The sequence below is a fragment of the Chryseobacterium tongliaonense genome, from assembly GCF_041224435.1.
Lineage (GTDB): Bacteria > Bacteroidota > Bacteroidia > Flavobacteriales > Weeksellaceae > Chryseobacterium > Chryseobacterium tongliaoense.
In genome coordinates this window covers 683,162-709,137 of sequence record NZ_JBGFFD010000001.1, presented here as the reverse complement: position 1 = coordinate 709,137, position 25,976 = coordinate 683,162, and the positions used below count along the sequence as shown (strand labels likewise).

The 25,976-nt window shown below is 36.6% G+C and carries 21 protein-coding genes and 3 tRNA genes; 13 read left to right on the top strand and 11 right to left on the bottom strand.

From position 1 onward, the window contains the following. The first annotated feature begins 23 nt into the window (after positions 1 to 23). Positions 24 to 1,205: a hypothetical protein gene (locus AB8P06_RS03290; RefSeq protein WP_369837820.1), complete on the top strand. Its 1,182-nt coding sequence runs from the start codon at positions 24 to 26 to the stop codon at positions 1,203 to 1,205. After that, the gene (locus AB8P06_RS03285; RefSeq protein ID WP_369837817.1) at positions 1,189 to 1,773 is read left to right on the top strand and encodes a hypothetical protein; all 585 of its coding nucleotides are present in this window, start codon (positions 1,189 to 1,191) and stop codon (positions 1,771 to 1,773) included. Before AB8P06_RS03290 ends, AB8P06_RS03285 begins: the two co-directional genes overlap by 17 nt. On the opposite strand, the gene AB8P06_RS03280 is transcribed toward AB8P06_RS03285, so the two are convergent. Then, complete coding sequence (locus tag AB8P06_RS03280) at positions 1,722 to 2,294, bottom strand: 5-formyltetrahydrofolate cyclo-ligase (protein WP_369837814.1); 573 nt, start codon at positions 2,292 to 2,294, stop codon at positions 1,722 to 1,724. The two genes, AB8P06_RS03285 and AB8P06_RS03280, sit on opposite strands and share 52 nt — an antisense overlap. Before the next feature lie 38 nt (positions 2,295 to 2,332). Then, a complete protein-coding gene (trhO, locus tag AB8P06_RS03275; RefSeq protein ID WP_369837812.1) occupies positions 2,333 to 3,703 on the bottom strand; it encodes an oxygen-dependent tRNA uridine(34) hydroxylase TrhO in 1,371 nt (456 codons plus the stop codon). Positions 3,704 to 4,044: 341 nt separating this feature from the next. On the opposite strand from trhO, the gene AB8P06_RS03270 reads away from it, so the two are divergent. Beyond that, positions 4,045 to 5,577: a trypsin-like peptidase domain-containing protein gene (locus tag AB8P06_RS03270; protein WP_369837809.1), complete on the top strand. Its 1,533-nt coding sequence runs from the start codon at positions 4,045 to 4,047 to the stop codon at positions 5,575 to 5,577. Between the two features lie 323 nt (positions 5,578 to 5,900). On the opposite strand, the gene AB8P06_RS03265 is transcribed toward AB8P06_RS03270, so the two are convergent. From AB8P06_RS03265 to AB8P06_RS03255, 3 genes are read right to left on the bottom strand one after another with little or no spacing between them, the layout of a single operon-like run. After that, positions 5,901 to 6,353, bottom strand: a complete 453-nt coding sequence (locus AB8P06_RS03265) for a hypothetical protein (RefSeq protein WP_369837806.1) — start codon at positions 6,351 to 6,353, stop codon at positions 5,901 to 5,903. Then, entirely contained in the window at positions 6,353 to 6,733 is a 381-nt protein-coding gene (locus AB8P06_RS03260) for a RidA family protein (protein WP_007839611.1), read from the bottom strand. Before AB8P06_RS03260 ends, AB8P06_RS03265 begins: the two co-directional genes overlap by 1 nt. Before the next feature lie 55 nt (positions 6,734 to 6,788). Continuing rightward, positions 6,789 to 9,380, bottom strand: a complete 2,592-nt coding sequence (locus AB8P06_RS03255; RefSeq protein ID WP_369837803.1) for a putative LPS assembly protein LptD — start codon at positions 9,378 to 9,380, stop codon at positions 6,789 to 6,791. Positions 9,381 to 9,433: 53 nt separating this feature from the next. Here AB8P06_RS03255 and AB8P06_RS03250 point away from each other — a divergent pair, with 53 nt between their 5' ends. The 6 genes from AB8P06_RS03250 to AB8P06_RS03225 all read left to right on the top strand — a co-directional run bounded on the left by AB8P06_RS03250 (position 9,434) and on the right by AB8P06_RS03225 (position 11,764). After that, entirely contained in the window at positions 9,434 to 10,726 is a 1,293-nt protein-coding gene (locus tag AB8P06_RS03250; RefSeq protein WP_369837800.1) for an N-acetylmuramoyl-L-alanine amidase family protein, read from the top strand. Between the two features lie 58 nt (positions 10,727 to 10,784). Then, positions 10,785 to 10,859, top strand: a tRNA-Glu gene (locus AB8P06_RS03245). Positions 10,860 to 10,869: 10 nt separating this feature from the next. After that, complete coding sequence (locus tag AB8P06_RS03240; RefSeq protein WP_369837797.1) at positions 10,870 to 11,190, top strand: hypothetical protein; 321 nt, start codon at positions 10,870 to 10,872, stop codon at positions 11,188 to 11,190. A 67-nt stretch (positions 11,191 to 11,257) separates the two neighbouring features. Continuing rightward, complete coding sequence (gene rpsT / locus AB8P06_RS03235) at positions 11,258 to 11,512, top strand: 30S ribosomal protein S20 (protein ID WP_369837795.1); 255 nt, start codon at positions 11,258 to 11,260, stop codon at positions 11,510 to 11,512. A 10-nt stretch (positions 11,513 to 11,522) separates the two neighbouring features. Beyond that, positions 11,523 to 11,594, top strand: a tRNA-Glu gene (locus tag AB8P06_RS03230). A gap of 98 nt (positions 11,595 to 11,692) precedes the next feature. Further along, positions 11,693 to 11,764 (top strand) — tRNA-Glu (locus AB8P06_RS03225). Between the two features lie 219 nt (positions 11,765 to 11,983). Here AB8P06_RS03225 and AB8P06_RS03220 read toward each other — a convergent pair. The 3 genes from AB8P06_RS03220 to AB8P06_RS03210 form a co-directional block, all read right to left on the bottom strand. Continuing rightward, positions 11,984 to 12,559 (bottom strand): DUF6705 family protein, encoded by a 576-nt coding sequence (locus tag AB8P06_RS03220; RefSeq protein ID WP_369837792.1) that lies wholly within the window; start codon positions 12,557 to 12,559, stop codon positions 11,984 to 11,986. Positions 12,560 to 12,627: 68 nt separating this feature from the next. Further along, entirely contained in the window at positions 12,628 to 13,200 is a 573-nt protein-coding gene (locus AB8P06_RS03215) for a DUF6705 family protein (RefSeq protein ID WP_369837790.1), read from the bottom strand. A gap of 16 nt (positions 13,201 to 13,216) precedes the next feature. Next, positions 13,217 to 14,689, bottom strand: coding sequence for a hypothetical protein (locus tag AB8P06_RS03210; RefSeq protein ID WP_369837787.1), 1,473 nt, complete (start codon positions 14,687 to 14,689; stop codon positions 13,217 to 13,219). A gap of 729 nt (positions 14,690 to 15,418) precedes the next feature. On the opposite strand from AB8P06_RS03210, the gene AB8P06_RS03205 reads away from it, so the two are divergent. Continuing rightward, positions 15,419 to 17,089, top strand: a complete 1,671-nt coding sequence (locus AB8P06_RS03205; protein WP_369837784.1) for a metallophosphoesterase — start codon at positions 15,419 to 15,421, stop codon at positions 17,087 to 17,089. 95 nt (positions 17,090 to 17,184) lie between these two features. Here the strand turns inward: AB8P06_RS03205 and AB8P06_RS03200 are convergent, their stop codons facing one another. Together AB8P06_RS03200 and AB8P06_RS03195 are read right to left on the bottom strand one after the other, a co-directional pair. After that, positions 17,185 to 17,871, bottom strand: coding sequence for a response regulator transcription factor (locus AB8P06_RS03200; RefSeq protein WP_369837782.1), 687 nt, complete (start codon positions 17,869 to 17,871; stop codon positions 17,185 to 17,187). Then, the gene (locus AB8P06_RS03195; RefSeq protein WP_369837779.1) at positions 17,868 to 19,187 is read right to left on the bottom strand and encodes a sensor histidine kinase; all 1,320 of its coding nucleotides are present in this window, start codon (positions 19,185 to 19,187) and stop codon (positions 17,868 to 17,870) included. Before AB8P06_RS03195 ends, AB8P06_RS03200 begins: the two co-directional genes overlap by 4 nt. 123 nt (positions 19,188 to 19,310) lie before the next feature. On the opposite strand from AB8P06_RS03195, the gene AB8P06_RS03190 reads away from it, so the two are divergent. From AB8P06_RS03190 to AB8P06_RS03180, 3 genes are all read left to right on the top strand, one after another. Continuing rightward, positions 19,311 to 21,455 carry a TonB-dependent receptor domain-containing protein gene (locus tag AB8P06_RS03190; protein ID WP_369837776.1) on the top strand — a complete coding sequence of 715 codons (2,145 nt, stop codon included), beginning with the start codon at positions 19,311 to 19,313 and terminating at the stop codon, positions 21,453 to 21,455. A 142-nt stretch (positions 21,456 to 21,597) separates the two neighbouring features. After that, complete coding sequence (locus AB8P06_RS03185; RefSeq protein ID WP_369837773.1) at positions 21,598 to 22,257, top strand: FadR/GntR family transcriptional regulator; 660 nt, start codon at positions 21,598 to 21,600, stop codon at positions 22,255 to 22,257. A gap of 61 nt (positions 22,258 to 22,318) precedes the next feature. Beyond that, positions 22,319 to 23,536: an MFS transporter gene (locus tag AB8P06_RS03180; RefSeq protein ID WP_369837770.1), complete on the top strand. Its 1,218-nt coding sequence runs from the start codon at positions 22,319 to 22,321 to the stop codon at positions 23,534 to 23,536. Between the two features lie 104 nt (positions 23,537 to 23,640). Here the strand turns inward: AB8P06_RS03180 and AB8P06_RS03175 are convergent, their stop codons facing one another. Continuing rightward, a complete protein-coding gene (locus AB8P06_RS03175; protein WP_369837768.1) occupies positions 23,641 to 25,938 on the bottom strand; it encodes a T9SS type A sorting domain-containing protein in 2,298 nt (765 codons plus the stop codon). Positions 25,939 to 25,976: the final 38 nt, after the last annotated feature.

Genomic DNA, 25,976 nt, shown 5'->3' with positions numbered 1-25,976 from the left:
CAATTTAACCACTTAACTAAAAATTGACAGATTTAGATCTATTACATTTTGAGCAGCTAAAAAAGGTCGTACAGGCTCAATATTTAAAAGAATACACCCCTTCCTATGATGAAATTTCAAAATGGAAGGGTATAGATATTATATATTTTCAGGAAGACCTCCGAAAAAAGGCGAAAGGAAACATCAGCGAAAAATCATTTTATACTTATTTCAAAAACTCACCCGTTACCAAATTACCAAGAATTGACATGCTCAATTTATTGAGTATTTATGCGGGTTACGACTCGTGGTACGAGTTTAAAAAGCAACATCTTTTTGCCGGAGAATTGCTATTGGATGAGAAGGATTTGAGCGAAGATGAGCTGAAAGAATTAGAAGAAACAGTTACTTTTTCTCCCGAACTGCCAAAATCCGAATCTGAGCCTCAAAAAACAGATTTAAAGGCTCCCGAGAATGTTGATTTACAAAAATCAAATACTGATAATCAAGCAATTACACAAAACACAGTTCAAAATCAAAATTCTGAAAACAGACTGGCATCTCCTAAGAAAAAATTCATTCAAAAGAATGCCTGGGCTATTGTTACTTTTATTTTAGTGGTGATTACGGTAGTGTTGGGTTTTAAAGATGAAATTTTTCTGAAAAAATATAAATATTGTTTTACAGATGCTGACAGAGGAGTATCGGTGATCAATACTTTGGAAATAAAGGTGATTAAGGAAAATGAATCTCCGCTATTATATAAAATAAAACCGGGTGAGTGTTTTTATTATTCCACAAAAGATAAAAATCTGAAAATGCAGATCAGTGGACCGTTTTATGAATATCTTGAAGTAAACAGAAGCCTTGAGAACGCACCGGAAGAGGAAATGATAGAGCTGAAGCCTGATGATTATAAAATGGCAGCTTATTATTTCTCTATAAAAGATGTAAAAGGAGCTCCGAAAGAAGAACAGGTGAACCTGATCAAGCAAAAGAGGAAACAGCTGGAAAACTTAATCAGCAATAATGCAGTAATCTATCAGGTGTATGATAATAATACCTACGGGATAGAGACTTTAGACAAACAAAAATATATTACACTGGTAACGACTCCGACAACCTCCCTGAAAAATTTAAGTGTAATAGAAATGAAAAAAGACAATAAAGGCAAAATCATATCGATCAAATTTAAAATTGCAAGTACTGATGAAAATAATAAATAGTTTATTAATTGTCGCCATATTCTTTATTGCTATTGTTTCCTGCAATAATAAAAAGACAGAAGTAAGCGATCTGGATAAATTAAGAAACAGTAACAATACGAAATCCTATCCTGCAGTACAGATGGACAGCATGCAGGCGATCAACTCCATTACCCGTCAAAAAGTACAGGAGTTACTGGATTTGTCAACCCTGTATTTATCCGGAAACAGAAATACGGAAATCGATACGGTTATCTTTTCTCAGATGGAAAGCTATTTTCACAAGCCCGACAGCCTTACTTTCAGAAAATTATTTAGGGAACTTGACAGCTTAAAGGTAAAAAGTGTAAAGGTAAATAACCTTCAGGTATATAAAGATTCTTACAAACAGGATACTCTGGATTTTGCAAAGTTCAATGTGGAATATTTTGATGACAAAAATAAGTCTATAGGAAGCTTTGAAAAAAATGCACAGTATACCCTTGTTTCAAAACCTATTAAATTTAAAAAGGAATTCAAATTTTATTTTGTGAACTTCTATTCAACTCCGTTCAAAAAAGACAGCACTTCAACAGGCGTTACAAGATAATCAAGCGGAATATCATTTTCCCAGACATCATCGATTATTTCATCAGGCCCGAAATAGTTGACTCCGATTTTCCCGGAATCTGAAGATATACTTTCAAAAAAAGCATCGTAAAAACCTTTTCCATACCCTACCCGATTCCCTTTTTCATCACAATAGAGTAAAGGGGTGATCACATAATCAAAATGCAGCTCTCCGGAATCATCATCAGATAAAGGCTCGGATATTCCCCAGGCACTTGTTTCAAACACCGTGTCTTCAAAAATCTCTACGGAGATCAGCCTGTCAACGACCTTCGGTACAAAAACCCGTATATTATGTTTAAAGAAGTATTGAATAAAAATACGGGTATCTATTTCATTAAACTTATCAATAGGAATAAAGATATGCACCTTTTGGCCCGCTACAGGTTTGAAATAACTGATAAAATTATCCGAAATCTTCTCCGATAACAAGAAAACCTCATCATAAGACAAGGTTTTTCTTTTTTGCATATACTTTTTTCTTAGATCAGCTTTTAGCATTTGATTAAATCTTTTAGAGAAATAATTCCAACGTTTACTTATGCATTTTCAGAAGCCTGCGGAATTTTATATAATTTGTCAGACAGACGAACTCTGAAAGGTAATTCAAACGTGATTTGATCTCCTTTTTTTGCTGTTTCACAAGGACCTCCGTTTACATAAATTTCGGTAATGGTAAGTTCCTGCTCACCGGTTGTCGGACCTGAAATAAGCACTTTATCACCTACTGAAAGTTCTTTGTTTTCGATTAAAAACTGGGCAATCTTTGATTTTGAATAATAATGTTCTGCCTTTCCGACCAACACTTTTTTAATGCTTATTTTCTGTCGTATATTTTTTGTTTCAGCTTTTGCCAAAGGTTTATTAGGCAGATCACCGGAATTTTTAAATTTCAAAGCATCCGATTTTCCTTTTCTGAAAACCTTATTTCCAACCTGTAATCCTTTTCTTAGTTTTACCTGCTCTTCCCAAGGCAAATGAATCGTCTCCAAACATTCTGTAGAGCAACAGTTTTCCATTGCGGCTTTGCATTCATCACATTGGATAAACAATAAATGACAGGCATCATTGGCGCAATTGGTATGGTTGTCACAAGGCTTGCCACATTGGTGACACTGCGAGATAATATCATCTGTAATACGTTCGCCTAACCTATGGTCAAATACAAAGTTTTTACCTATAAATTTACTTTTTATACCTTCTTCTTTTATCTGACGTGTATATTCAATAATTCCGCCTTCTAATTGATAAACATTTTTAAAGCCCTGATGTTTGAAGTAAGCACTGGCTTTTTCACATCGGATTCCACCTGTACAGTACATTAACAGGTTTTTATCTTCTTTAAAATCCTGTAACTGTTCGTTGATAATGGGTAAACTTTCTCTGAAATTTTCCACATCCGGAGTAATCGCGCCTTCAAAATGGCCTACTTCACTTTCATAATGATTTCTGAAATCGACTACGATCGTATTCGGATCTTCAAGTAAATTATTAAATTCCTGAGCTTTTAAGTGAATTCCTTTATTGGTTACATCAAAAGAATCATCGCTTAAACCGTCGGCGACAATTTTATGTCTTACTTTTATGGTCAGCTTTAAAAAAGAATGGTTGTCTTGCTCAACGGCTACATTCAGACGAATTCCTTTCATAAATTCGTAATCTTCCAGCGTATTGCGAAAAGCCTCAAACTGATCCGCAGGAACACTCATCTGAGCATTAATACCTTCATGAGCAACATAAATACGACCGAGAGCATCCAGTGCGTTCCAGGCTATAAATAAATCATCGCGAAATTTTTTGGGATCTTCAATTTTGGCATACGCATAGAAAGACAACGTAAGGCGTTCCTTACCGGCTTCATCAATAAGTTGAGCTCTTTCTTCTGCGCTTAAAGTGTTATACAGTTGCATGCTATAAACGTTTTAAGTGAGAAAAATATTTTTGCAAAGATAATCATTTCCTATTAATTTTATTTATCCGATAAAAATGACAGATTTAGTTTTAGTTTTATTCATAATTAATTTAACTTATATCCCATGAATTCATCTTACATTTTGTCACATTATTTTTAATATTTTTTTAAGTTTTGTTAACTTCGATCTTAACAATTATGACATAATTTATAAAATGACCTAATTCCCGTTAAATTTTAGTTAAAATTGAAACACAGCATATAAATTGCATACTCATTAAGTATTAAATTTGTTTACTGTAAAACAAAAAAATCATAAATAATAAAGAAAGATATACAATGAAGAGTACTTTAAAAAAACTATTACCCTTTGCTGTGGTAGGAGTTATCTCAGGAGCTACTACTGTAGGTACAATACAATATTTCGGTCATAATTCCGATAATGCAGATCAGTCTTATTTTACTAAATCATCCAACGCTTCTTTTGTGGGGATGAATGCTGCTACAACCGGAGATGATTTTGTGAAGGCTGCCAAAACAACCGTTCCGGCAGTCGTTACCATTAAAAATTACCAGTCTAAAAGCTCAAGCAGGGCGTCAGAACAGGATTTATTCGACTTTTTCTTCGGAGATCCGTTTGGCGGTGGCGGCAGAGGCCAGCAAAGACAGAAGCAACAACAGATGCCTGACAATATGCCTTCGGGAATGGGTTCAGGGGTAATTATTTCTCCTGACGGATATATCATTTCAAATAATCACGTAGTGGCAAGTGCCAATAAACTTGAAGTTGTATTAAGCAATAAAAAAGCTTATATCGCAACTTTAATCGGAACCGACCCGAATACGGATATCTCGTTATTAAAAATCGAAGAAAAAGGATTACCTTATTTGAACTTTGCCAATTCTGACAATATTGAAGTAGGACAATGGGTGCTTGCGGTAGGAAACCCGCTGGGATTAAACTCAACCGTTACTGCAGGTATTGTTTCTGCTAAAGGAAGAGGAATCGGAATTTTAGGTTCTCAGGGAAAAGCGGCCAACCCTATTGAAAGCTTTATTCAGACGGATGCTGCCATTAACCCGGGAAATTCAGGTGGAGCACTTGTAAATACAAACGGAGACCTTATCGGTATCAACTCTGCGATTCAGTCTACTACCGGATATTATCAGGGATACGGATTTGCCGTTCCTTCCAATCTGGCAAGAAAAATTGTTGAGGACATCAAGAAATTCGGAATTGTACAGCGAGGCTTCTTAGGAGTAACATCTTTAGACCTTTCAGACGACCAGCAGGTAGCTGCGTACAATATGCAGAAAAAGACAAGCATTAAAGCCGGTTCGGGAATATACATTACAGGATTTGGAGATAAAAGCGGTGCTGAAGACGCAGGCCTTAAAACAGGAGATATCATTACTAAAATAGATAATGTTGCTATAACAGATTTCGCAGATTTATCGATGTCTATCGGAAGTAAACGTCCCGGTGATAAAGTACAGGTTACTTATTCCAGAAACGGTAAAGAAAATATGACTACTGTAACTTTAAAGGATCAGAAAGGCGGAACTTCTACAAGAACGAAAGATGATCTTAGTGTGTCTGAAAAAATCGGTGCCGATTTCGATACTCTGAACGAATCGTTTAAAACAAGCTACGGGCTTAACAGCGGTGTTATTGCGAAAAACGTATCTGAAGGAAGTGAAATGGCTAAAATAGGTATTGTAGACAATTACATTATCATAGAAATCAACGGAAAACCTGTCAATTCACAAAAAGATGTTGAAAAAATCTTAGATAAATACCAGGGAAATGTACAGGTGAAGTTTGTGGATGAATACGGAAGGATTTATACGAAAGGTTTTAAAATGCCTTAATCAATAAACTTAGTTAAACTTCATATCAACGAAAAACGCTGCAAATCCTGCAGCGTTTTTTTTATTTTAGGTAGCTATATACCATTTTACACTTATTTTTTCTTGCTTCTTTGATCGGTTTTTATCGCAAAGAAAATAATGAGTCGAACCTATTAAGGTGAGCAAAGTTTTTTAATCTATTAAAATAGATTTTCAAAGGAATGCTTCATAGCAGTTTTGCTGCTTTTCTTTGCTTTTCTTAAGATATCGCAATCAGATTTTAAAAGCTTTGCGTTAATAAAAAAATGATGGGTGTAAAATGGTATATAGTTGCCTTATTTTATTTATGGCTTGTTCATTTTTTCAGCGATTCTCTTTTTCTTATTCCGTTCATAAATTATTTCTACAATCTTACCGCCGATCCAGGAGAAAGGGAAAAAGGTGAGAAATATGGATATTTTGTAGAACGTAGGATGATAAGGAAAAACAATAACATCCAGCATTGCGATAAACAACATTATAAAGCCTATAAGGATAGCATAAGCCACTTTAGCATATTTTACTATAATTGCTGTGGCAACACCGCCTACAGTAGTTCCTAAACCTGAAATAAATAATAAGAATCCAAAGAAAGCATCGTCATCTTTCATACTGTCAAGGAATCTTTGCCAGTGCTCAAAAGGAGCAAAAGCATCAAAAGTAACCCACTGCGGAAAGGCCCTTATTCCAAGAGTAATAATAAGCCCCGCGATTACAAGGCCCACCAACACCGCTAATGTATTTCTTATAAAACTCATTAATCCTGATGTGCAATCATCGAAATTTCAATATCAACATTCTTAGGCAGACAAGAAACCTGTACCGTTTCACGGGCAGGATAGCTTTCAGCATCCAGGTATGATGCGTAGATATCATTCATCACGGCAAAATCATCCATACTTTTAAGGAAGATCGTAGCTTTTACCACATTTTTAAAAGTCATTCCCGCTTCTGTAAGAATAGCTTCAAGGTTTTTCATTACCTGATGGGTTTCTTTTTCAATTCCTTCTACCAATTTACCAGTTGCAGGATCTACAGGAATCTGACCGGAGATGTATAAAACACCGTTTGCAAGATTTGCTTGTGAGTAAGGCCCGATTGCTGCAGGAGCATTCACTGTGTTGATTATTTTTTTCATTAGAATTTATTTTGGGTGCAAATATAAAATTTATATTCACAAATATCAATCTTACTTAGAAAGGAGCATTAGGTTGTGTGAAACTTCTGTCTTTATATTTCAGCGCATCACTTAAAATATTAGCCTTTATCCCGATAAAAAAGTCATATACTTTATACTGTCCGAAAGGAACCCAGTTGAAGTTAATCGTAAAACTTCGCTGGTCTCTGGCAAAACCGATTCTTGTATAGGCCAGCTGCTTTGTGATCATATCATAGTGGGTACTTCCGTTGATATTCCAGAAAGGGCTGAGCTTAAGGCTTCCATCCAATCCTACAGAAGCAATTTTATTGCCGAAACGGGAAAGGCTTCTTGAGTAGGCATAGTTGGCATTCACATTTAAAGTCCATGCCTGGTCGAAATGAGCATAATTATCATCATCAAAATAATAATTTTCATTCCTTATTTCTCCTTTCGATTTATATTTCTTGGCATAATCTGTTTTTTCTCCGAAAATCTCACTGCTCAAAGGATAAGAAACCTGGATATTGAATCCCTGTACACTGAAATGTCCGAAATTCTCAGTTCTGATCCCTGTATCAGATCCCGGAACAAATAAAATTCTGTATGGGTCTAATGATAAACTTGTATTAACGCTTAATTTATTTTCAAAGAAAGAAGACTGTCCGTTGAGGGTAATGATAGACCAGGGGTGATCTTTGGCCGCAAAGTTATAGCTTCCGGAAAGATTCAGGGATTCGAATATTTTGATTTTTTTCACGCCGGTAGAATCTTTTTTAGATTTCACCTTCATCTCAATGTTGTTCCCGATATTAAACCCTAAAGCACCTACCATACCACTTGTAGGCGAACCTACAATTCCTTTATCAAAAATAGAATACGGGGTTAATGCACCATTGGCATCATAATAATTTTTATAGTACCCGAACTGCGACCCTCCGAAATCCGGTGAATAGGTAAAACCGATGCTCGGTGTCATCATATGTCTGATTGCTTCCACTGCAGCGCCCTTTTTGAAATTAAGCATTCCGTACAATGTCGTCTGCAAACTCGCCGTGGTTGAAAAAGTGGAATATCCTGCGATCTGCTTATTGGTCTGATCCACCACTTTATTGCTCACAGGATCATAAAATCTTGTCAGTGTTTTTGTCGTTAAAGCATTGTCGATCGTTGCCCCTAAACTGAATGTAAAATATTTGGCGACTGTGGTATTCGTTCCTAAAGCAATATTGTTTTTAAGACCTGTCTGTAATTTATCCCACATGGCGGCTGTAAATAGCTCACCTTCATCAGTGGTCACAAAGTTTGTTAAATTCAATCCTGTATTTACCGTAATATTTTCAAGCAAGCCCTGTCTTACCCCTGTTTTTGATTTCAATAAATAAAACTGGTTAATGGCAACGTTCATCTGGGGCAAACGTAAATCAGACAGACCCGTCGCAAAATTCTGGGAATAAGATGCGGTAGCCGTAATCGTAGCCGGCAGTTTTAAAAACCTTTTCGTAACGGTTACGGTAGAGTTCTGCTGGGTATTTAATACATTCTGGTTGAATATATAGTTGTTGTTGATTGTATTATTATAAAACTTATTGCTTACAATATCAACCGAAGCCGAGAAGGTAAGGAAAGGATTTGATTTTGCATCCTGGGTATGTCTCCAGGCGATTCTGTAAGTACTGCTCTTGGAATAGTCATCCAGTCCCTTGATCCCTCTCACGGTAGTTCCGATATCTGCAGAGAAGTTTCCGGAATAACGGTACTTTTTCACATAATTCATTTCAGGCCTTAAGTTCCAGCTACCTTTTGTATAGATATCAGCAAGAACTTTCATATCAAAATGCTCTCCTATCGGCTGGTAATACCCTATCCCATTAAGGAAAAATCCTACATCCTGTCTTTCTCCAAAACTCGGAATCAAAATACCTGCTGATCTTTTATCTGAAAAAGGCAAAATAGCAAACGGCATGATCAAAGGGGTAGGAACCTGCTCTATATACATCTGTATCGGCCCGGTAATGATCTGGGATTTATTTTTTGTTTTTACCAGTTTAATATTCGACGCCAGTAAATGGTAATCGGCTACCGTATCTTTTTTCTTCAGAAAATATTCATCGGTAGTATATAAGGCGTGTCTCATTGCAAAGACGGAATCGTTATATTTTTTGGTCTTATTGGCGATGATTACGCCTTCGCTTTCCTCTGTCCGTGCATTATAGGCAATAGCCTGCTTTGTTTTGTAATTATAGTTAAATTGATCGGTTTCGTATTTCTTTCCTGCCTGTGTCGTAATAACGGGCTCTATGATTTTCTTTCCCAGAGAATCCTGTTTTCCTCTTGCGTAGATTAAATTCTTCTGCTCATCAATGGAGATATAATCTGCATCAATCTGCATATCCTGGTATATTACCTGAGCCTTCTGGTTCAGGTAGATCATCTTTTTAGGAAAGTCTCTGCGGATATTATCAGCTTTTGTCTGAAGAACATCATCTAAAGCTTCCTTTTTCGCAACTATGGTATCCTTTTTGGAAATAGTATCATTGATTACCTTATTTTCAGGCAATTTTTCAGGCGTTTTCTGTGCTAAAAAATTGTTAAAAATTAGGATAATTAAAATTTGTAATATATTTTTGAGGACGGTTTTGGCCAATTTTATTCTATATAATTAAGGCTCAAAATTAATATAATTTTTAAAACTGTAAGATGTACAAACAAAATTTTAAAATAATTTTATCATTTCTCCTTATTCTTCTAAGCAACTTTATTTTTTCTCAAAAGAAATTCACTGTCGTTTTAGATGCCGGACACGGGGGAAGTGACCATGGAGCCAATAGAACTTATAGCGACATTGGAAGAATCGCAGAAAAGGATGTAACCCTTGCTGTTGTGTTAAGAATCGGTAACATGCTCGAAAAAAATAAAGATTTCAAAGTAATATATACCCGTAAGTATGACGAATACCCTTCTCTTTCTGACCGAACCAACCTTGCCAACAGAAGTAAAGCAGACCTTTTTGTCTCTGTACACTGTAACTCAGCTGTAAGATCCAGCGCATACGGAACCGAAACCTATGTACAGGGACCAAACCAAAATGACGAAAACCTGGAGGTAGCCAAAAGAGAGAACGACGTAATCTTCCTGGATGAAAAAGATAAGCAGACCTTCGGATCTTATAACCCAAATTCACCGGAATCTTTAATTGCCCTGAAACTTCAACAAAGCAAATATCTTGAATCAAGCCTTCTTATGGGTGGGCTGGTAGAAGATAACTTCGTAAACAAGGACAAAAGATTTTCAAGAGGTGTTTTCCAAAAAAACTTACACGTTCTCCGTATGAATGCGATGCCTTCAGTACTTATAGAGACCGGATTTATCAATCATCCTGAAGAAAGCCATTATCTGGCTTCCGAGAAAGGGCAGCAGGAGATTGCAGAAAGTATCTACAATGCTATCATTGATTATAAAAAAGCAATCGACAGAAAATCCGGCGGCTTAATCGCCACCACTAAAAAACCTGAACCTGAAAAACCGGCAGAGGTTCCTTTAAAGAATGATTTCAGAATTCTCCTGATGAGCTCGCCTAACAAGTTTAATGACGGAGATCCTGCTCTAAAAGGTTTAAACTACATTCTTCCGATCAAAGAAAACGGACAATACAAATATTATTATGGGGTAACGAATATGGCGTCTGTAAAGGATATCAATCTTAAAACGGCTAAAGATGCAGGATTCAGAAATGCGTTTGCAGTAGGGTTTATGCCTAATCAGAAATTAAGTTCCGGCGGATTTTATACGATTGAGGTTGCTGTCGGCGATAAGCTTACTGCCAATTCATATATTTTACAGACTTTAAAAGATGTTGAAAGGAATAAAGACAGCGGAGTTTTCTATTATACCTATGGAAAAGTGTATACATTGGAGGATGCTGTAAAATTACAGAAAGACATTGAGGCTAAAGGCATTAAGAATACGGTCATTCAAAAAGTTTATAAATAACTCAAAAAATAATTTTGAAGTTCAGAAGTTAATCATTACTTTTGCAACCTCAAAATTTGGCCTATTCGTCTAGTGGTTAGGACTCAAGGTTTTCATCCTTGCAACAGGAGTTCGATTCTCCTATAGGCTACCAAATTTATATCATGCCGGATTTAAAAATACAAGAAGCTACATTGCTTTTTAAGAAAATCCACTCTAACCCAAAAAGTTACGATTTAAAGATCAATGAAGATGGGATTACAGGCAGAGATGAGAAAATAAGTTTCAGGCTTTACAGGAGCGGAGAAAGGGTAGCCTTTGAAGTAACGATTGACGGACTTACCTTCACCAATACCACTGGAGAATGGAACAACGCGATGATAATGTTGAAAAATATTATCAGAAAAATAGATAAAGAACAAGAAAATTTAAAAATAGAACAAGCAATAGATAAACTCAGGAAATATTTATCTGAAGAAAATTGAAATTTTTTAAAAATAAATTTTGCAGATAAGAAAAAAGTTTTTACTTTTGCACTCACATTTGAACGATATGGCAAATCATAAATCAGCACTAAAAAGAATTAGACAAAACGAAGCTAGAAAACTTCGTAACAGATACTACCACAAGACTGCAAGAACAGCACTTAAGGTATTGAGAAATGAAGAAGATAAAACTGCTGCTGCTGAGCAGTTGCCAAAGGTAATCTCTTTGTTGGATAAATTAGCTAAGAAAAACATTATCCACAAAAACAAAGCGGCTAACTTGAAAAGCAAATTAACTAAGCACGTTAATAAATTAGCGTAATAGTATAGTTGGCCCGTTCGTCTATCGGTTAGGACCTCAGATTTTCATTCTGGTAAGAGGGGTTCGATTCCCCTACGGGCTACACACTTTAAACTACTTAACCGGGTGGTTTAGGTAAGAGTTGTAAACTTATAAAAACAAAACACTAACCCTGTAGATATAATTTACAGTTTGGTAGATGGCCCGTTCGTCTATCGGTTAGGACCTCAGATTTTCATTCTGGTAAGAGGGGTTCGATTCCCCTACGGGCTACATAACAACAATTAAAAAACTCTGATCAATACAATTATCAGAGTTTTTTTGTTTTTGAATATTTCCGAAATTCTTATGATTTTCAAAATCTCTCTTACATAATCCTGTACAAAGCGATAAACAAAGATTTGAGTTACCCTCCATTTCTAAACTTGAGTCGAGACTTTTATTTTCAGGTATTTTTTCAAAAATAAGTCCCTATAATCGGAGGCTTTATTTTTATTGCTTTGTAAATATTAAATCTTTTGTTTCAGGTAAATAAATTGTTAAATCAGGATTTCCAGGACACTTTCCGGGCAATATAACCATATCATCTGGACGATAATGCCAAGTAATTTGAGTTGCATTAATTTTCTTTAGATAAATATTTCCCCAACCTACTCCACAATTAGTACCACTGTAATATAAAATCACAGAATTATCATAAGACCTAATTCTATAACTAGAAATAATATTATTTTGTAAATTATAATTTTGAGTATCCTGCAAAACAGTTCCAGATGAATTTTTAACAACATATTTTACAACTAGGGCATCCAAATAATAGTTTTTATCTACACTGTTTTCCAGTTTATTTTCAACTTTTGTAATATATAATGTAATTTCTTTTCCATTAAAATTAGCTTTATATGTTCCAACATAAGGTACTAACTCATCATTGGTATCTTTTACATAAGCGTTATTAGGAATATTTGTTAATGCTGTATTTAATGGTAATACTTGGGTTTTACAGGATAATGAACTTAGAGTTAAGCCCAACAATATTATTGCTGTTTTTAAATATGTTATTTTCATTTTTTTATCTTAATAAAACCTCATATTGACATTTTTTCAAAATAAGCCCTATAATCGGAGGCTTTATTTTACTGCTTTGTAAATATTAAGGGATTTTCTGTTTCTGGGAGATAAATTGTCAAATCTGGATTTCCAGGACACTGCCCAGACAAAATAGTTAAATCATTTGGTTGATAAAGCCAAGAAATTTGAGTAGCATTGACTTTCTTTAAAAAAACATCTCCCCAACCTACACCACAATTAGTCCCACTATAATATAAAATTACAGAATTATCATAAGACCTAATTCTTGTACTGAACAGTTCAATATTTGAAATATTGTTATTTTGTGTGTCCTGTAATATTGTACCTGACGAGTTTTTAACTATATATTTAATAACCAAAGCATCTCTGTAAAAATTTTTATTTGTACGTTGTTCTAACCTATCCGCAATTTTAGTGATATATAAAGTAATTTCATTTCCTTGATAATTTGCTTTATATGTACCAATATAAGGTAATAACTCATTATCTAAATCTTTGACATGTGCATTTACCGGAATGTTTTCCATCAATGTATTCAATGGAAGTTGTGCACTACAGGATATAAACGCACTTATTAATCCTGTTAAAAAAAAAGTTTTTAAAAATGTATTTTTCATTTGTTAATTTTTAAAGTTATGGACAAGGTATTGCTACAGGAACTCCACTAGCATCTAAATTAATATTATTTACTGTGCCATCATCATCTACTCTCTGTAGCATTACTTTTCCTGATAATCCCATATTTGCTAAGGTATCAAAAAAAAGTTTTTCTAACCCTTTATTATTCAACTCGTCACCTAAAAAATCTACATAGGGTAATTTTTCAGCTAATTCATGCTCACGATCTCTAGAGTCTTTCTTAAATCTGATCATCTGATCAGCAGTAAAACTAATTGTTAAATCAGATACAGTTCCAATAAAGCGTATTAAATAATGTCTCATCTTAAAGCAGTTTGGTACAGTAGAAACACATTTATCTGCTCCAATCATTCCTACATAAGCATCACCATAATTAGTTACGCTAGGCTGTACACTCGCAAAAGCTAATATAGACGCTATATCGGGAGGTGAATGAATTTTAGCTCCATTAAATGTATGATTGTGATAAATTCCTTTTGTTCCACTTATATCATTAAAAGTTACATGATGATCCGCAGATACATTAGCAGGTAAAATAGTACCATCATTTATTTCTATTCTACCTATTTCACCCTCATTTACATCATTGGCTGCCTTTTCTGCTTGTGTTTTCACATCACTTATTCCTTGTTGAACATTAGGTCTAGTTAGCATATTCTTTGTTTTTATGCAAGGATTATTAATCGTCCCTGTTCCACTTCCTCCTCCATGATATGGTCCCGTAGTGCCACTTCCCGAAGAAGGATTTCCTCCACCCCCGCCATAACAATCTGCTGCATTGAATGTATATACGAAATGTCCACCATATCCGGGAAGAGCCATATCTGTAGTTCCCCAATACGCACATGCACTTCCGTCTTCATACGAATGTTGCCCAGATGCACACGCTGTTCCTGGTTGTTCCACATAAGTAGCAGTGACTCCCACACAAAGAGCAATTTTAGAATTGATATCAATATTTCTCTTTTCACCCAAACCGAAAACTTTCACTTTCTGCTTAAGATTTTGTATCAGATCTTCTTCAGACTTAAAATAATTAAGCTGAACATCTCTTTCATACTGGAAAATGTAGCTTTCAAAAAGACCTTCTCCTTTTTCTACTAACACAAGATTTTCTAAAATATCAGGATTATTATTTTTCGGATCAATCTCGGTGATTTTAAAAGTGTAAGATTTTTGTCCCTTCGGATCTTCCATAAACAGGCAGTCATCAAGATCTACTGTAAATCCGTTTTCCTCGTCGACATATAGTTTTGAAGTTTGAGAATTATCATTTTTGGTAATTTTCATAAGTTCACCAAAAACAGCTTTGTTTTTTACAAGATCCTGATAATGGAGGATTTTAGAAGACGTACTTTTTTGATTTTCTTTTTTGTCGCTTAAAAGCAAATCTTCATTTCTGCAGGATTGTAAGGTACTGGAAAGGACTATCAACAGAGATAACCATAGAAAAAATTTGTTTTTCATACAGGGTTATTAATTTGTGTTTTATTTATAAATTTTATCATTAGCTTTTCTCATGCTAATTCTGAAATTTATATCGACAAAACGATAAAACTTATCTCTTTATTGTTTTGGATAAACTTTTATTTCATTGTTGTTTGAATAAATCCATGATATACTAAAAAGTGCTGATATAAGTTAAATTTATCTTAATTTCTTATTGTAAAGTTCGTTTATCATGACGACAGAACCTGTCGTATTATATCTTTGTTTGTCTGTTATTCTTATAATTTTACAATTACTGAAATGGGAAAAACATAGTATCTTTTGGTTTATCCTATTCTTATTCAACAGATATAATTTCCGGCATATATATTTTTTTATATCTTTAGCACACACCTTTCAACAAAAACACAAACAAATTAAAATATGAAAAAAAACATCTGCTTAAGTGCTGACAGGCCTGCAAATGCAACGTCAACAAATTACACTCTGGATTTTGTTTAATTTTTCAGATTCCCGTTAACTTATTCCTTAACAATATTATTCATCTCTTAGATGATAAAATAACTTTGTGGGTCTATGTTACAATTATGAAATAATGTTTCATTGGTATTTAGCTAATCAAACATCTGATCTCTGTGTTAAATTTTATTATTTACACCGGCTGGCTATCCTTTCGTTTGAAAAATAATTAATTGCAATTACCTTAATTTTTATAAATCTTAAATTAATCAAACACCTTCACCAAACATGAAAAAGAAAATCTTTTGTGCCTGCATGGCCTTTGTTCTCATGATTAGCTGTCAAAACAGCTATTTAGACCCCACAGCATCTGAAACTGAAACTGAAATTAATGCTAAACAAATGAAATTGGCAACCGAAACTCAATTATTGCCACCTAATTCCAGCTGGAAATACCTTGACAACGGTTCAAACCAGGGCACTGCCTGGCGCACATCCGCTTTTAACGATACAGGCTGGGCAACCGGCACCGGACAGTTAGGTTTTGGTGATGGTGACGAGGCTACGGTATTGCAGTCAGGTTATATTACCTATTATTTCAGAAAGCATATTAATATTGCTGATGTGAATGCACTTCCTAATTCCCTGATATTATCTATGATTCATGATGATGGAGCAGTAGTGTATGTAAATGGGACAGAAGTACTGCGAACAGCATTGCTGCCACAATCAGGCACTATTGCTTATACAACCGGCACCAGCACCTATATACCCACAGCTCAGGAAAACAATTATTTTGATTATCAAATTTCAAAATCTTATTTTCAGACAGGGGATAATGTTATTGCTATAGAAGTACATAACCAGAATACCGGCAGCAGCGATCTTTCGTTTGACTGTAAAATTACAGAAAGTGCGCAGCAGGATCCTGACGGGCCTTATGTATTTTTCCGGAACAATAATTATATTGTAAAGAGTATTGACCGGACACAGGGATTTACATCCCAGACATTTGCTACACGTAGTCAGGTAGCACTAACAGTACAACTGCCTGACGGGAACTCTTTCCCTGTCAGTCTGCAGCCTCAGTTAACAGTGCGCGAACAGGCCGAATATCCTACTCTGCCAGCTAAATATTTTGCAACTTCAGATATTGAAGGTGGTATAATGGGCTTTATACTGATGTTGAGAAAGGCCGGAATTATTGATTCAAACTATAACTGGAGCTATGGTAACAGCCATTTGTTTATAATGGGTGATGTTTTCGATCGCGGGCAGTATGTATCGCAATGCCTGTGGCTGATTTATAAACTGGAACAGGAAGCAGCTGCCGCAGGAGGAAAAGTACATTTTATACTGGGTAACCACGACATTATGAATTTAATCGGTGATTTCAGGTATGTACATGCCAAATATACAGATAATGTACCGGTATTGGGAGAAACACTGACCACCTTATATGACGCTAACAGTGAACTGGGTAAATGGCTTCGAAGTAAAAATGTGATTGAACGTGCCGGAAATACCATATTCTTACACGCAGGTGTCAGTCCGGAAGTTGCAGCATTGAATCAATCAGTAACCACACTTAACAATTATGTAAACCCCGTAATCAATAAAACCTGTACATCCGCTGATTGCAAAACCGCTACCGGCAGCACTTACGGACTATACTGGTATCGCGGCATGGCCAATCAGACGCTTACACAAACGCAGGTAAATTCCATTCTTACTTCGTTAAGTGCCGAACGGGCTTTTATTGGTCATACGATACTCAATAATCAAATTACGCTTTTGTACCAGACCAAAGTAGTAGATCTGGATTTATCACATGCTGAAAATTTCTTACAGGGATATATGGAAGGTGTTTATTATAATGGATGTTATTTTAAATTCCATACTACATCATCACAAACAACCTACACTCCTCTTATCGGAAGCAATTGTGTGCAGCCATAGCTGAAATATCCAATACTTTAAATGAAAAGGCTGCAGTTTTGCAGCCTTTTTACTTTATTCGATTGATAAACCTTCTATCGGCTTATTTAAAATTATCATTTTCTTAAATGAAATTCGAATCCCATTCCGCGGATGGTTTCTATTTCAATCCCGGAATCTGCATTCAGGTATTTCCGCAATCTGCTTACAAAAACATCAAGGCTCCTGCCTGAAAAATAATCATCGCTTTTCCAGATGTGCAGTAAAACTTCCTCACGTTTTATGATCCGGTTTGGATGTTGTGCAAAATACAGCAGAAGCATGGCCTCCTTCTCAGTCAGTCTTGTATAAGTATTTTTGTGATTTAACAGGAGATTATTATAATCAAAAGTATAGGATCCTATCTGTATTATTTCAGGGAAAGCCCTGGAAACTGAAGGTTCACTGCGTTTCAGAATATTCCGGATCCTCAGGACAAGCTCATCGGCCTCAAACGGTTTCACCACATAATCATCAGCTCCCAGTTTCAATCCTTTCAGTTTATCTTCCTTTTGATTCCGGGCTGTCAGAAAAATAAAAGGCATTTCCGGAAATATCTGAATAATTTCTGCCGCTAATGTAAAACCATCCATCACCGGCATCATAACATCGAGAATACACAGATCTGTTTTTGCAGACTTTAAGACATCTAATGCTTCACGGCCATTCGGGCTCCAGCTTACTTTAAATCCTGCAAGTTCCAGATACTGTTTCAGAATATCTGCAAAATCATAATCGTCTTCAACTAAAAGAATGTGTTTCATGACAGAGGTAAATAAATGGTGAATATGCTTCCATTTGACAGAAGGGATGAAACGGTGATTTTACCTTCATGGGCAGAAATAATTTCCCGGGTATAATAAAGTCCGAGCCCCAGACCCTTGGTGTTATGTATATCTCCTTTTTCCACTCTGTAAAATTTATCAAAAATCTTCTCCATATCTTTCCCGGCGATTCCGATCCCGTTATCTTCAATCGTTAAGATATAATGATTCTCTGCTGCATTCCCAGAAATATTGATTTGCCCCGCACCATATTTAACCGAATTATCCAACATATTATTGATCGCGGTAGTCAGATGAAACGGATCAATATACAGCTCAACCTTTTCCTCTCCTGATGTAATATTTAGTGTTATTGACGGATACACTGTGTGAAAATCCGTAACAATCTGTGAAAGAAATGCGGTCATTTCTGTTTTTTCCTTTTTAAGTATAATATCTTCCGGTCCCGAGGCATGGATGATCACCTGATCGATGAGTTTTTTAAGCCGGCGATGCTGACGGTGAGCAATATGTACTGCATGATCAACCGCAATATTTTCGTTGGGTACGGCCTGCTCCTGAATCGTTTTGATTGCAACTCCCAATGTAGCTAATGGCGTATTAAATTCATGGGTGATATTATTAATAAAATCCGTCTGGATATCTGCAATTTTCTTCTGTTTAATTAAACTCCGTATGGAAAAATAGAAAAGAAAAATCAAAAGACAGAATACAAATAACGAAAATAAAAGCAAACCAAGCATCTGTCCCAGAATTTTCTGCTGCCAGTCGTTAATACTGAAATTGGATTGTGTCGTAAACTCTTTAACGAAAACACTTGTTTCACCGTCCACATGGGAAGTCATATCATGAATAATTTGCGGATTTTCCAATTCTTTCCCATTTCCGAACCAGGTTTTATTCTTTATAATTATAGGTGAGGCAGAAGCCGGTGTAGCCAGTTTTGCATATTTTATTGTTACACGATACGCTGTATTATATTCTGACAATATTGCATCATGGCTGATATAATCATTTACCTTTTTTGAAATCTCTGAAGTTTTAAGCAGGGCAGTATAATTGATCTTTTCATGCTGATTGGTTTTTGTAAAATAATCCATATTTCTGATCCATTCGCTTCTGAGGGCGGTGATATTGATCTTGTCTTCCATCTTGATCAGCGCAGCCCGTACAGAAGCCTGAGCCTGTTTTTGTTTCAGCATAAAGGTGTTGTAAATAAAATAGCCCTGCATGGCCGTCATAGCCAATAAGACCAGCACACAGCCCCAGATCAGATATTTTATTTTTGATTTCACAGGCTAAAGATACTAAGATCAATGCATGATATTTTAGTTTTGAATTGCTTTAACACTTCATTAACCGGGCATTAACCCAAATGAGGGAACCGATGATCTACATTTGCTGTAAATAAACATCATGTGAAAACAATCCTATTATTCAGTATTGTACTGTTATCAAATTATTCTTTTGCTCAAACCCAACCGGATACCATCAAAACAACAGAGCTAAAAGAGCTGTCTCTTGAATATAAAAAGCCTAAAATTATCCGTAAGGCAGACCGCATTGAATTTAATGTGGAAAACACCATTCTATCAAGCAATAATGCCTGGGAAATTGTAAAACGCTCCCCCAACGTACAGACTTCGGCTGATCAGTTGTCTGTCCGGGGCAGCCAGTCGATCATTGTGACCATCAATGATAAAAAAGTTTCTCTCACAGGAGACGAGCTTAAATCCTTATTGCAAAATATGAATGGTTCTGACATTAAATCTGTAGAAGTGATTACCAACCCGCCCGCCAAATATGAAGCTTCCGGAAGTGCAGTGATCAATATTAAGATGAAAATAAACACGGCAAAAGGGTATAAAGGTTCCATAAATGCAGGCTACGAACAGGGAATATATGCCCGTGAAAATATAGGGATCAGCCAGTATTATAAAACAGGAAAATTTGCTTTATCCGGTAGCTATCAATTCGGAACGGGTATTTATTATAATGAAATTAGAGAAGTTATCAATTATCCTGAGCAACTGCAGCAATGGGAGAATATCCTTCACCGTAAAAACAGACGGGACGCCGAGCACACCTACCGGTTTAATGCAGATTATGCCATTGACAGCCTGAATACTTTAAGCTTTGGGATAGATGGTTATATTGCTCAAAAGAACCATGCTCTTTACAACGTCCCAACTTATATTTATACTCATGATAAACAGCTTGAGTCCTATTTTGTGACCCAGAACAACCGACTGACCCCTAATTCTACCGTTAATTATAATCTGCAATATGACCATCAGTTTTCATCCAAAGAAAAACTTACCACTACAGCTACCTATACCGATTATCATTACGAAACCAGTCAGGATGTAAAAACCGATTATTTTATAACAGATCCCCGATCCCAGAGGTTTCTGACAGACAATGAACAGCATATCCGGATTTTTACCGTCCGGATGGATTATAGTAACAACAAGCAATGGGCCGATTTTGAAACCGGATTTAAATATAGCCGTGTAAAAGCAGAAAACAACCTGGACTTTTCCCGGGATATGAATGGTGAACTGAATAACGATCCGCTTTTAAGCAATATATTCCGGTATGATGAAAAAGTTTTTGCCGGATATGTAAGTGCCGGAAAAGACTGGAAATCCTGGAGCATCAAAGCAGGACTCAGGGCAGAATTAACATCGGTTGACGGTAATTCCGTTCATCCTGAGCAGGAAAATAACCAACGTTATTTCAATTTTTTCCCTACCTTTTTTATACAGAATAAAGCATCCGAAAGTCATCTGCTAAGTTTCTCATATGGAAGAAGAATTACCCGTCCTGCCTATAATTATCTTAACCCCTCCAAATCATATTTCAGTCCCAATTCTTACCTCATCGGTGATGTTGGATTAAAGCCTGCAATATCAGATCAGTTGAGCATGACGTATTCTTATAAAAATAAATATGCTGCCGAGCTTTATTATATCCACGAGAAGAATCCCACCTCACAGCTTACGATCCAGGATAATGTAAACAACATCCTGATTCAGAAAATAACCAATATTCCCGGTAATGATTATTTCGGGCTCAGCCTGAGCGCTTCTTTTGATCCTGCCCCATGGTGGTCGGTCAATCTTCAGGGCGGACCTGCTTTGCAGCTGAATCATTTTATTTTCAGTGACGGCAGCAGCCTCAAAAAACAAAGATGGGGAGCTTATGGTAATGCCGATATGCAGTTGACACTCAGTAAACAATCGGGGTTAACTGCAGATATTAATTTTATGTTTAACACATCCCGGTTACAGGGACCGGCAGTGGCAGGAAGTACATGTAACCTCAGCTTAGGAATAAAAAAGAAGCTTTTTTCAGACCGGGCAGAAATCACTTTAAGCCTTCAGGATATTTACAGAGGTGAAAAATTTAAAGTGACTTCCTTCTATAAAGACCAGAATAATTTTTACACCTATTATGGAGATACACAACGGTTCCGGCTAAGCTTTAAATATAATTTCGGAAAAAATACCTTAAAAGGAAAAGAAGTAAAACAAAAAACGGATGAGCAGCAACGCTTATAAACAGATTTACACACCAAAATTTTCGATGAGAAATATTAAATGATAAAACACTCTAATACAGAAATCAAAGCTCCGGAAAATAGGATTTGTAAAATAGGGTATAAAAGCCATATCTTTGCATTCATCAGATGATAAGATGTATATGACACAGATTCAAAGAAAAACATTAGCCCAGGAAGTAGCAGAAAGGCTGGCTGAAGGGATCATCAATGACGAATATGCCATCGGAGGAAAATTACCTACCGAGCCTGAGCTTATGAAAATTTATGGTGTCGGGCGTTCCAGCATCCGTGAAGCGATAAAAATATTATCAATTAAGGGAATACTGAGCGTTCAGCAGGGCGTGGGAACATTTGTGGTTTCTAAAAATATTCAGGAATCCTTGGAAACCCAGATGAACAAAGCTCAGATTGAAGAAGTATTTGAAGTACGGTCTCTTCTTGAAGCGAAAATTGCAGCAAGGGCAGCCATTCATCATACAAAGAAAGATTTAAAGACTATCAAATCTTATCTGGATCTGAGGGCTAAACTGGCTGAGGAAAACCAGGCATTGGAATGCTACCGGACCGATATTAATTTTCATGTTGCCATTGCAGAAGCATGTGGAAATGCCCTTTTGAAAGAAATTTATAAGATAGCAAGCAAACATATATTGAGAACTTATGAAAGCAGTCACAACAACAGCACTGATTCTTTCAGGGCTTCTCAAAAAATTCACACCGATCTTTATCAGTATATCGCAGACAAAGATCCTGATCATGCTGCATTGACAGCACAAAAAATTGTTGAAAAGCAATATTAGAAACAAAAAAAAATTTAACAAAATTCATCAGATGACATGATGAATTACAGACTATAATCTTATGGAAAATGTAAAGACCGCAACTATTGATACGACTAAAATTGTGTATCCGATTTTATTTATGATCAGTTTTTCTCATTTCTTGAATGATCTGATCCAATCTACGATCCCTTCATTATACCCTATTCTGAAGGGTGAATTTAAATTATCATTTGCCCAGATCGGGATCATCACTTTAGTGTTTCAGCTCACGGCTTCAATTTTACAGCCGTTTGTCGGCATTTACACCGATAAAAAGCCAAATCCGAGATCTCTCGCCATAGGAATGACTCTTTCAATGGCAGGTTTACTGCTTCTGGCAGCAGCCCATCAGTATTACGTTATTCTTATTGCTGTCGGGTTGATCGGGATGGGGTCTTCGGTCTTTCATCCTGAAGCTTCAAGGGTTGCACAATTGGCTTCCGGCGGGCAGAAAGGACTGGCCCAATCTATTTTCCAGGTAGGTGGGAATTCGGGAAGCGCAATAGGCCCTTTATTGGTGGCATTGATTGTTCTTCCGCTAGGTCAGGGCTATGTAGGCTTATTTGCTATTGCCGCATTTATCGGTATTATCCTGCTATGGAGAATCGGGAACTGGTATGCGGAAAGACTAGCGTTAAGAAAAACAGCAAAGCATAAAGATTTGGTTGTCAATATACAGTTATCACGAAAAAAGGTACTATTTTCCATTACGATTTTATTGGCTCTGGTATTTTCAAAGTACATCTACCTGGCGTCCATGACGAATTATTTCACTTTTTTTCTGATCGATAAGTTTCATATTTCGGTAAAAGATTCCCAGCTGTATTTGTTTATGTTTCTTGCAGCGGTTGCAGTAGGAACTATTTTGGGAGGAAAATTGGGTGATAAATACGGCCGGAAGAAAATTATATGGGTATCCATTTTGGGAGCAGCTCCGTTTACGCTTTGCCTGCCATATCTTCCATTGATGTGGACGATCATATTCGCTGTTATCATCGGATTGATCATTGCTTCAGCATTTTCTGCCATTTTAGTTTATGCAACAGATCTTATGCCTGATAAAATAGGATTGGTGGCCGGATTATTTTTCGGTTTCATGTTTGGAATGGGCGGTATCGGTTCCGCCGTACTGGGAGCCGTTGCTGATGACACCAGCATTGAATATGTCTTTAAAATCTGTGCATTTCTGCCACTGATGGGAATCATCACGGCATTTTTACCTAACATTAAAGGGCAGAAGGCTAAAAAACAGGATTAATCGAATACCATTAATTCAGATAAACAAAACCCCTTTACTTTTAAAAGCAAAGGGGTTTAACATCTAATTAATTATTTAAAGAACAAAATTCTTTATGAAGAATCTTAGTTTTTAATAAATTTCTGTTGATACACGGCTTTATCAGTAACTGCTCTCAAAATATACATTCCTTTCGGAAGCATACTTACATTGATTTGCCCATTGCTGAACTGAGCGTTTATCAATTTACCGGAAGCATCATAAACGGTAATACCTGAAACTTTATCCTGCGTTCTGATATTAAGAATTTCAGTTGCAGGATTCGGGTAAATACTGAATTCGAGTTTTTTCACTTCAACTGTACTTAAGGTAGAAACACTTGCATTGACAGTAAGCGATTTTTCAACTAATTTTCCGTTTGAATTAAAGCTTACCGTTACTGTTGCAGTTCCGGTGGCCTGCGGCGTTAAAACCAATTCATCATTGGCATTGATCTCTGCGGAAACAATGGAAGGATTAGTGTTTGATTGTACCGTTTTTACAATTGCTGAAGATAAATTATCCGCATCAGAAACCACTGTTTTCAAATCGATAACTGTTGTAGCATCTACCGCAGCTTCTGATGGGAATGCGCTGCTGACAACAGGAGCACTGTTATCCGGGAATACCGCAAGAGCCGGGAACCAGTAATAATCAACCAGGGTCTTTGTATTAATCAGAGTTCCGGTATTGCTGAAAGTATGAATCCAGTTTTTCTGATAATGCGCTCCGAAACCGCTTTCTGTAGTATTTACAATTATTTCATCTGTAACCGGATTTACACGCAATGCCGCTCCATAAGGGATCTGCTTGTAAGTACCTGTCTGTCCCGGAAGTACGGCAAAGTTTTCATTGAACGTTTTCGTTGTCACATCAAATTTTATAATCTGAGCCCCGGAAACGAAACTATTAATCGAATTGAGCCAATACAATGCATTCTGTTGGCTGCTGTAGGTAAAGCTTCCTGCATTCCAGGCACCCCAAGAACCTAAATATTTGGTAACAGGAATAGGATATTCCGTTGTCGCAAAAGTAACGGGATTAATATTTACCACCTTCTGATCCTGAATCGCCCAGACACTTCCGTCTTTAGCCTGTGTAATAGAATGGAATCCTCCTGAAATGGTATGAGTGACAGCGCTGGTATTAGGATTGATAACCAATATTCCGGTTGACTGTTTTACGGCAAAAACATATTGTGAGGTACGGATCATATTTCCGATCTGCCCTGCATACTGGCTTCCGCCTCCTGTAGTAGGAATCAGATTTCCAACCTGTAAATTATCGATATCAAATAAATAAATTCCGTTGGAAGTCCCGATATAACCTTTGTGTGCATTGACGCCCACAAAAGACCTTCCGTCTCCACCGCCGATTGAATTGAACGTTGCAATTTTCTGCATGGTTGCTGCATTTGCCACAACCAATCTTCCACCCGGAGTATACTGGGTGTCTCCACCGTCTGCAGCCTGTTTTGAGATAAAATAAAATTTATCCCCGTAGATTGTTCCGTATTGTGTAGTAGCTCCAAATGCGTGATTGTTGTTGACATTACTATATACCCGATAATCAATCTGCCCGTTATTGCCGATAAAGTTGACAGAACCGTTGGTATGCCCGAACCATTCTTCGTTCACCATAAAATAACCGTCTGTAAAGTTGGTTAATGAAGAATATGATAATGCTGATGATAAAGTTGCCGGTGTCAAAGTAGAAGAAAGCGGTACAGAATTCATTCCGGGGTTAAAATTCCATGCATCCCATGAACCGTTCTGTAAAACACGGCTGCTCACTCCCACTCCCGAATACCCGAAACCAGTATCTGCAGGATCTTTCACCCAGTAGGACCAGTACCCTGTATTCCATCCGGACTGCCAGTGATCATTGGTATCTGCTGCTGTATAATCGTCAAAATTATAAGCTGTCGTATTCACGATGCCATTTACCGGATACAGAGGAGAAGTGGTATTCCCGTTTTTGTAAAGCGTATTGGTTCCCTGACCGTTTAAATCATATCCTAAACCTCCGACGGCAGTTCCGAACTGGGTTCCCTGATATAATAACGTAAACAATCTGTGATCTGCTTTTGCAATAGCTTTCATCATATCTTCTCCGGTTGCGGTTCCGTTCCATTTGAATCCCCACACTAAAGCATCCGGATTCTTGTTGTCATTCCACTGCACTACAAAAGCAGCCTGGTTTGTTCCGGTACCTACCCAATACTGGATATCAGAAAAGTTAGTTACCGTTGCAGCATTTTTCAGCTGGTGTTTTTTTGCAGGCTTTTCCTTGATGTCATTCCGAGGTACTCCCTGCACTGTAACCTGTGCATTCGTAAAAAATGCAAACAGCAACAGTAGCGTTAAAAGGTAAATCTTTTTCATTGTAAATAATTTTTAAAGAAATTTATATTAAGGTTTTG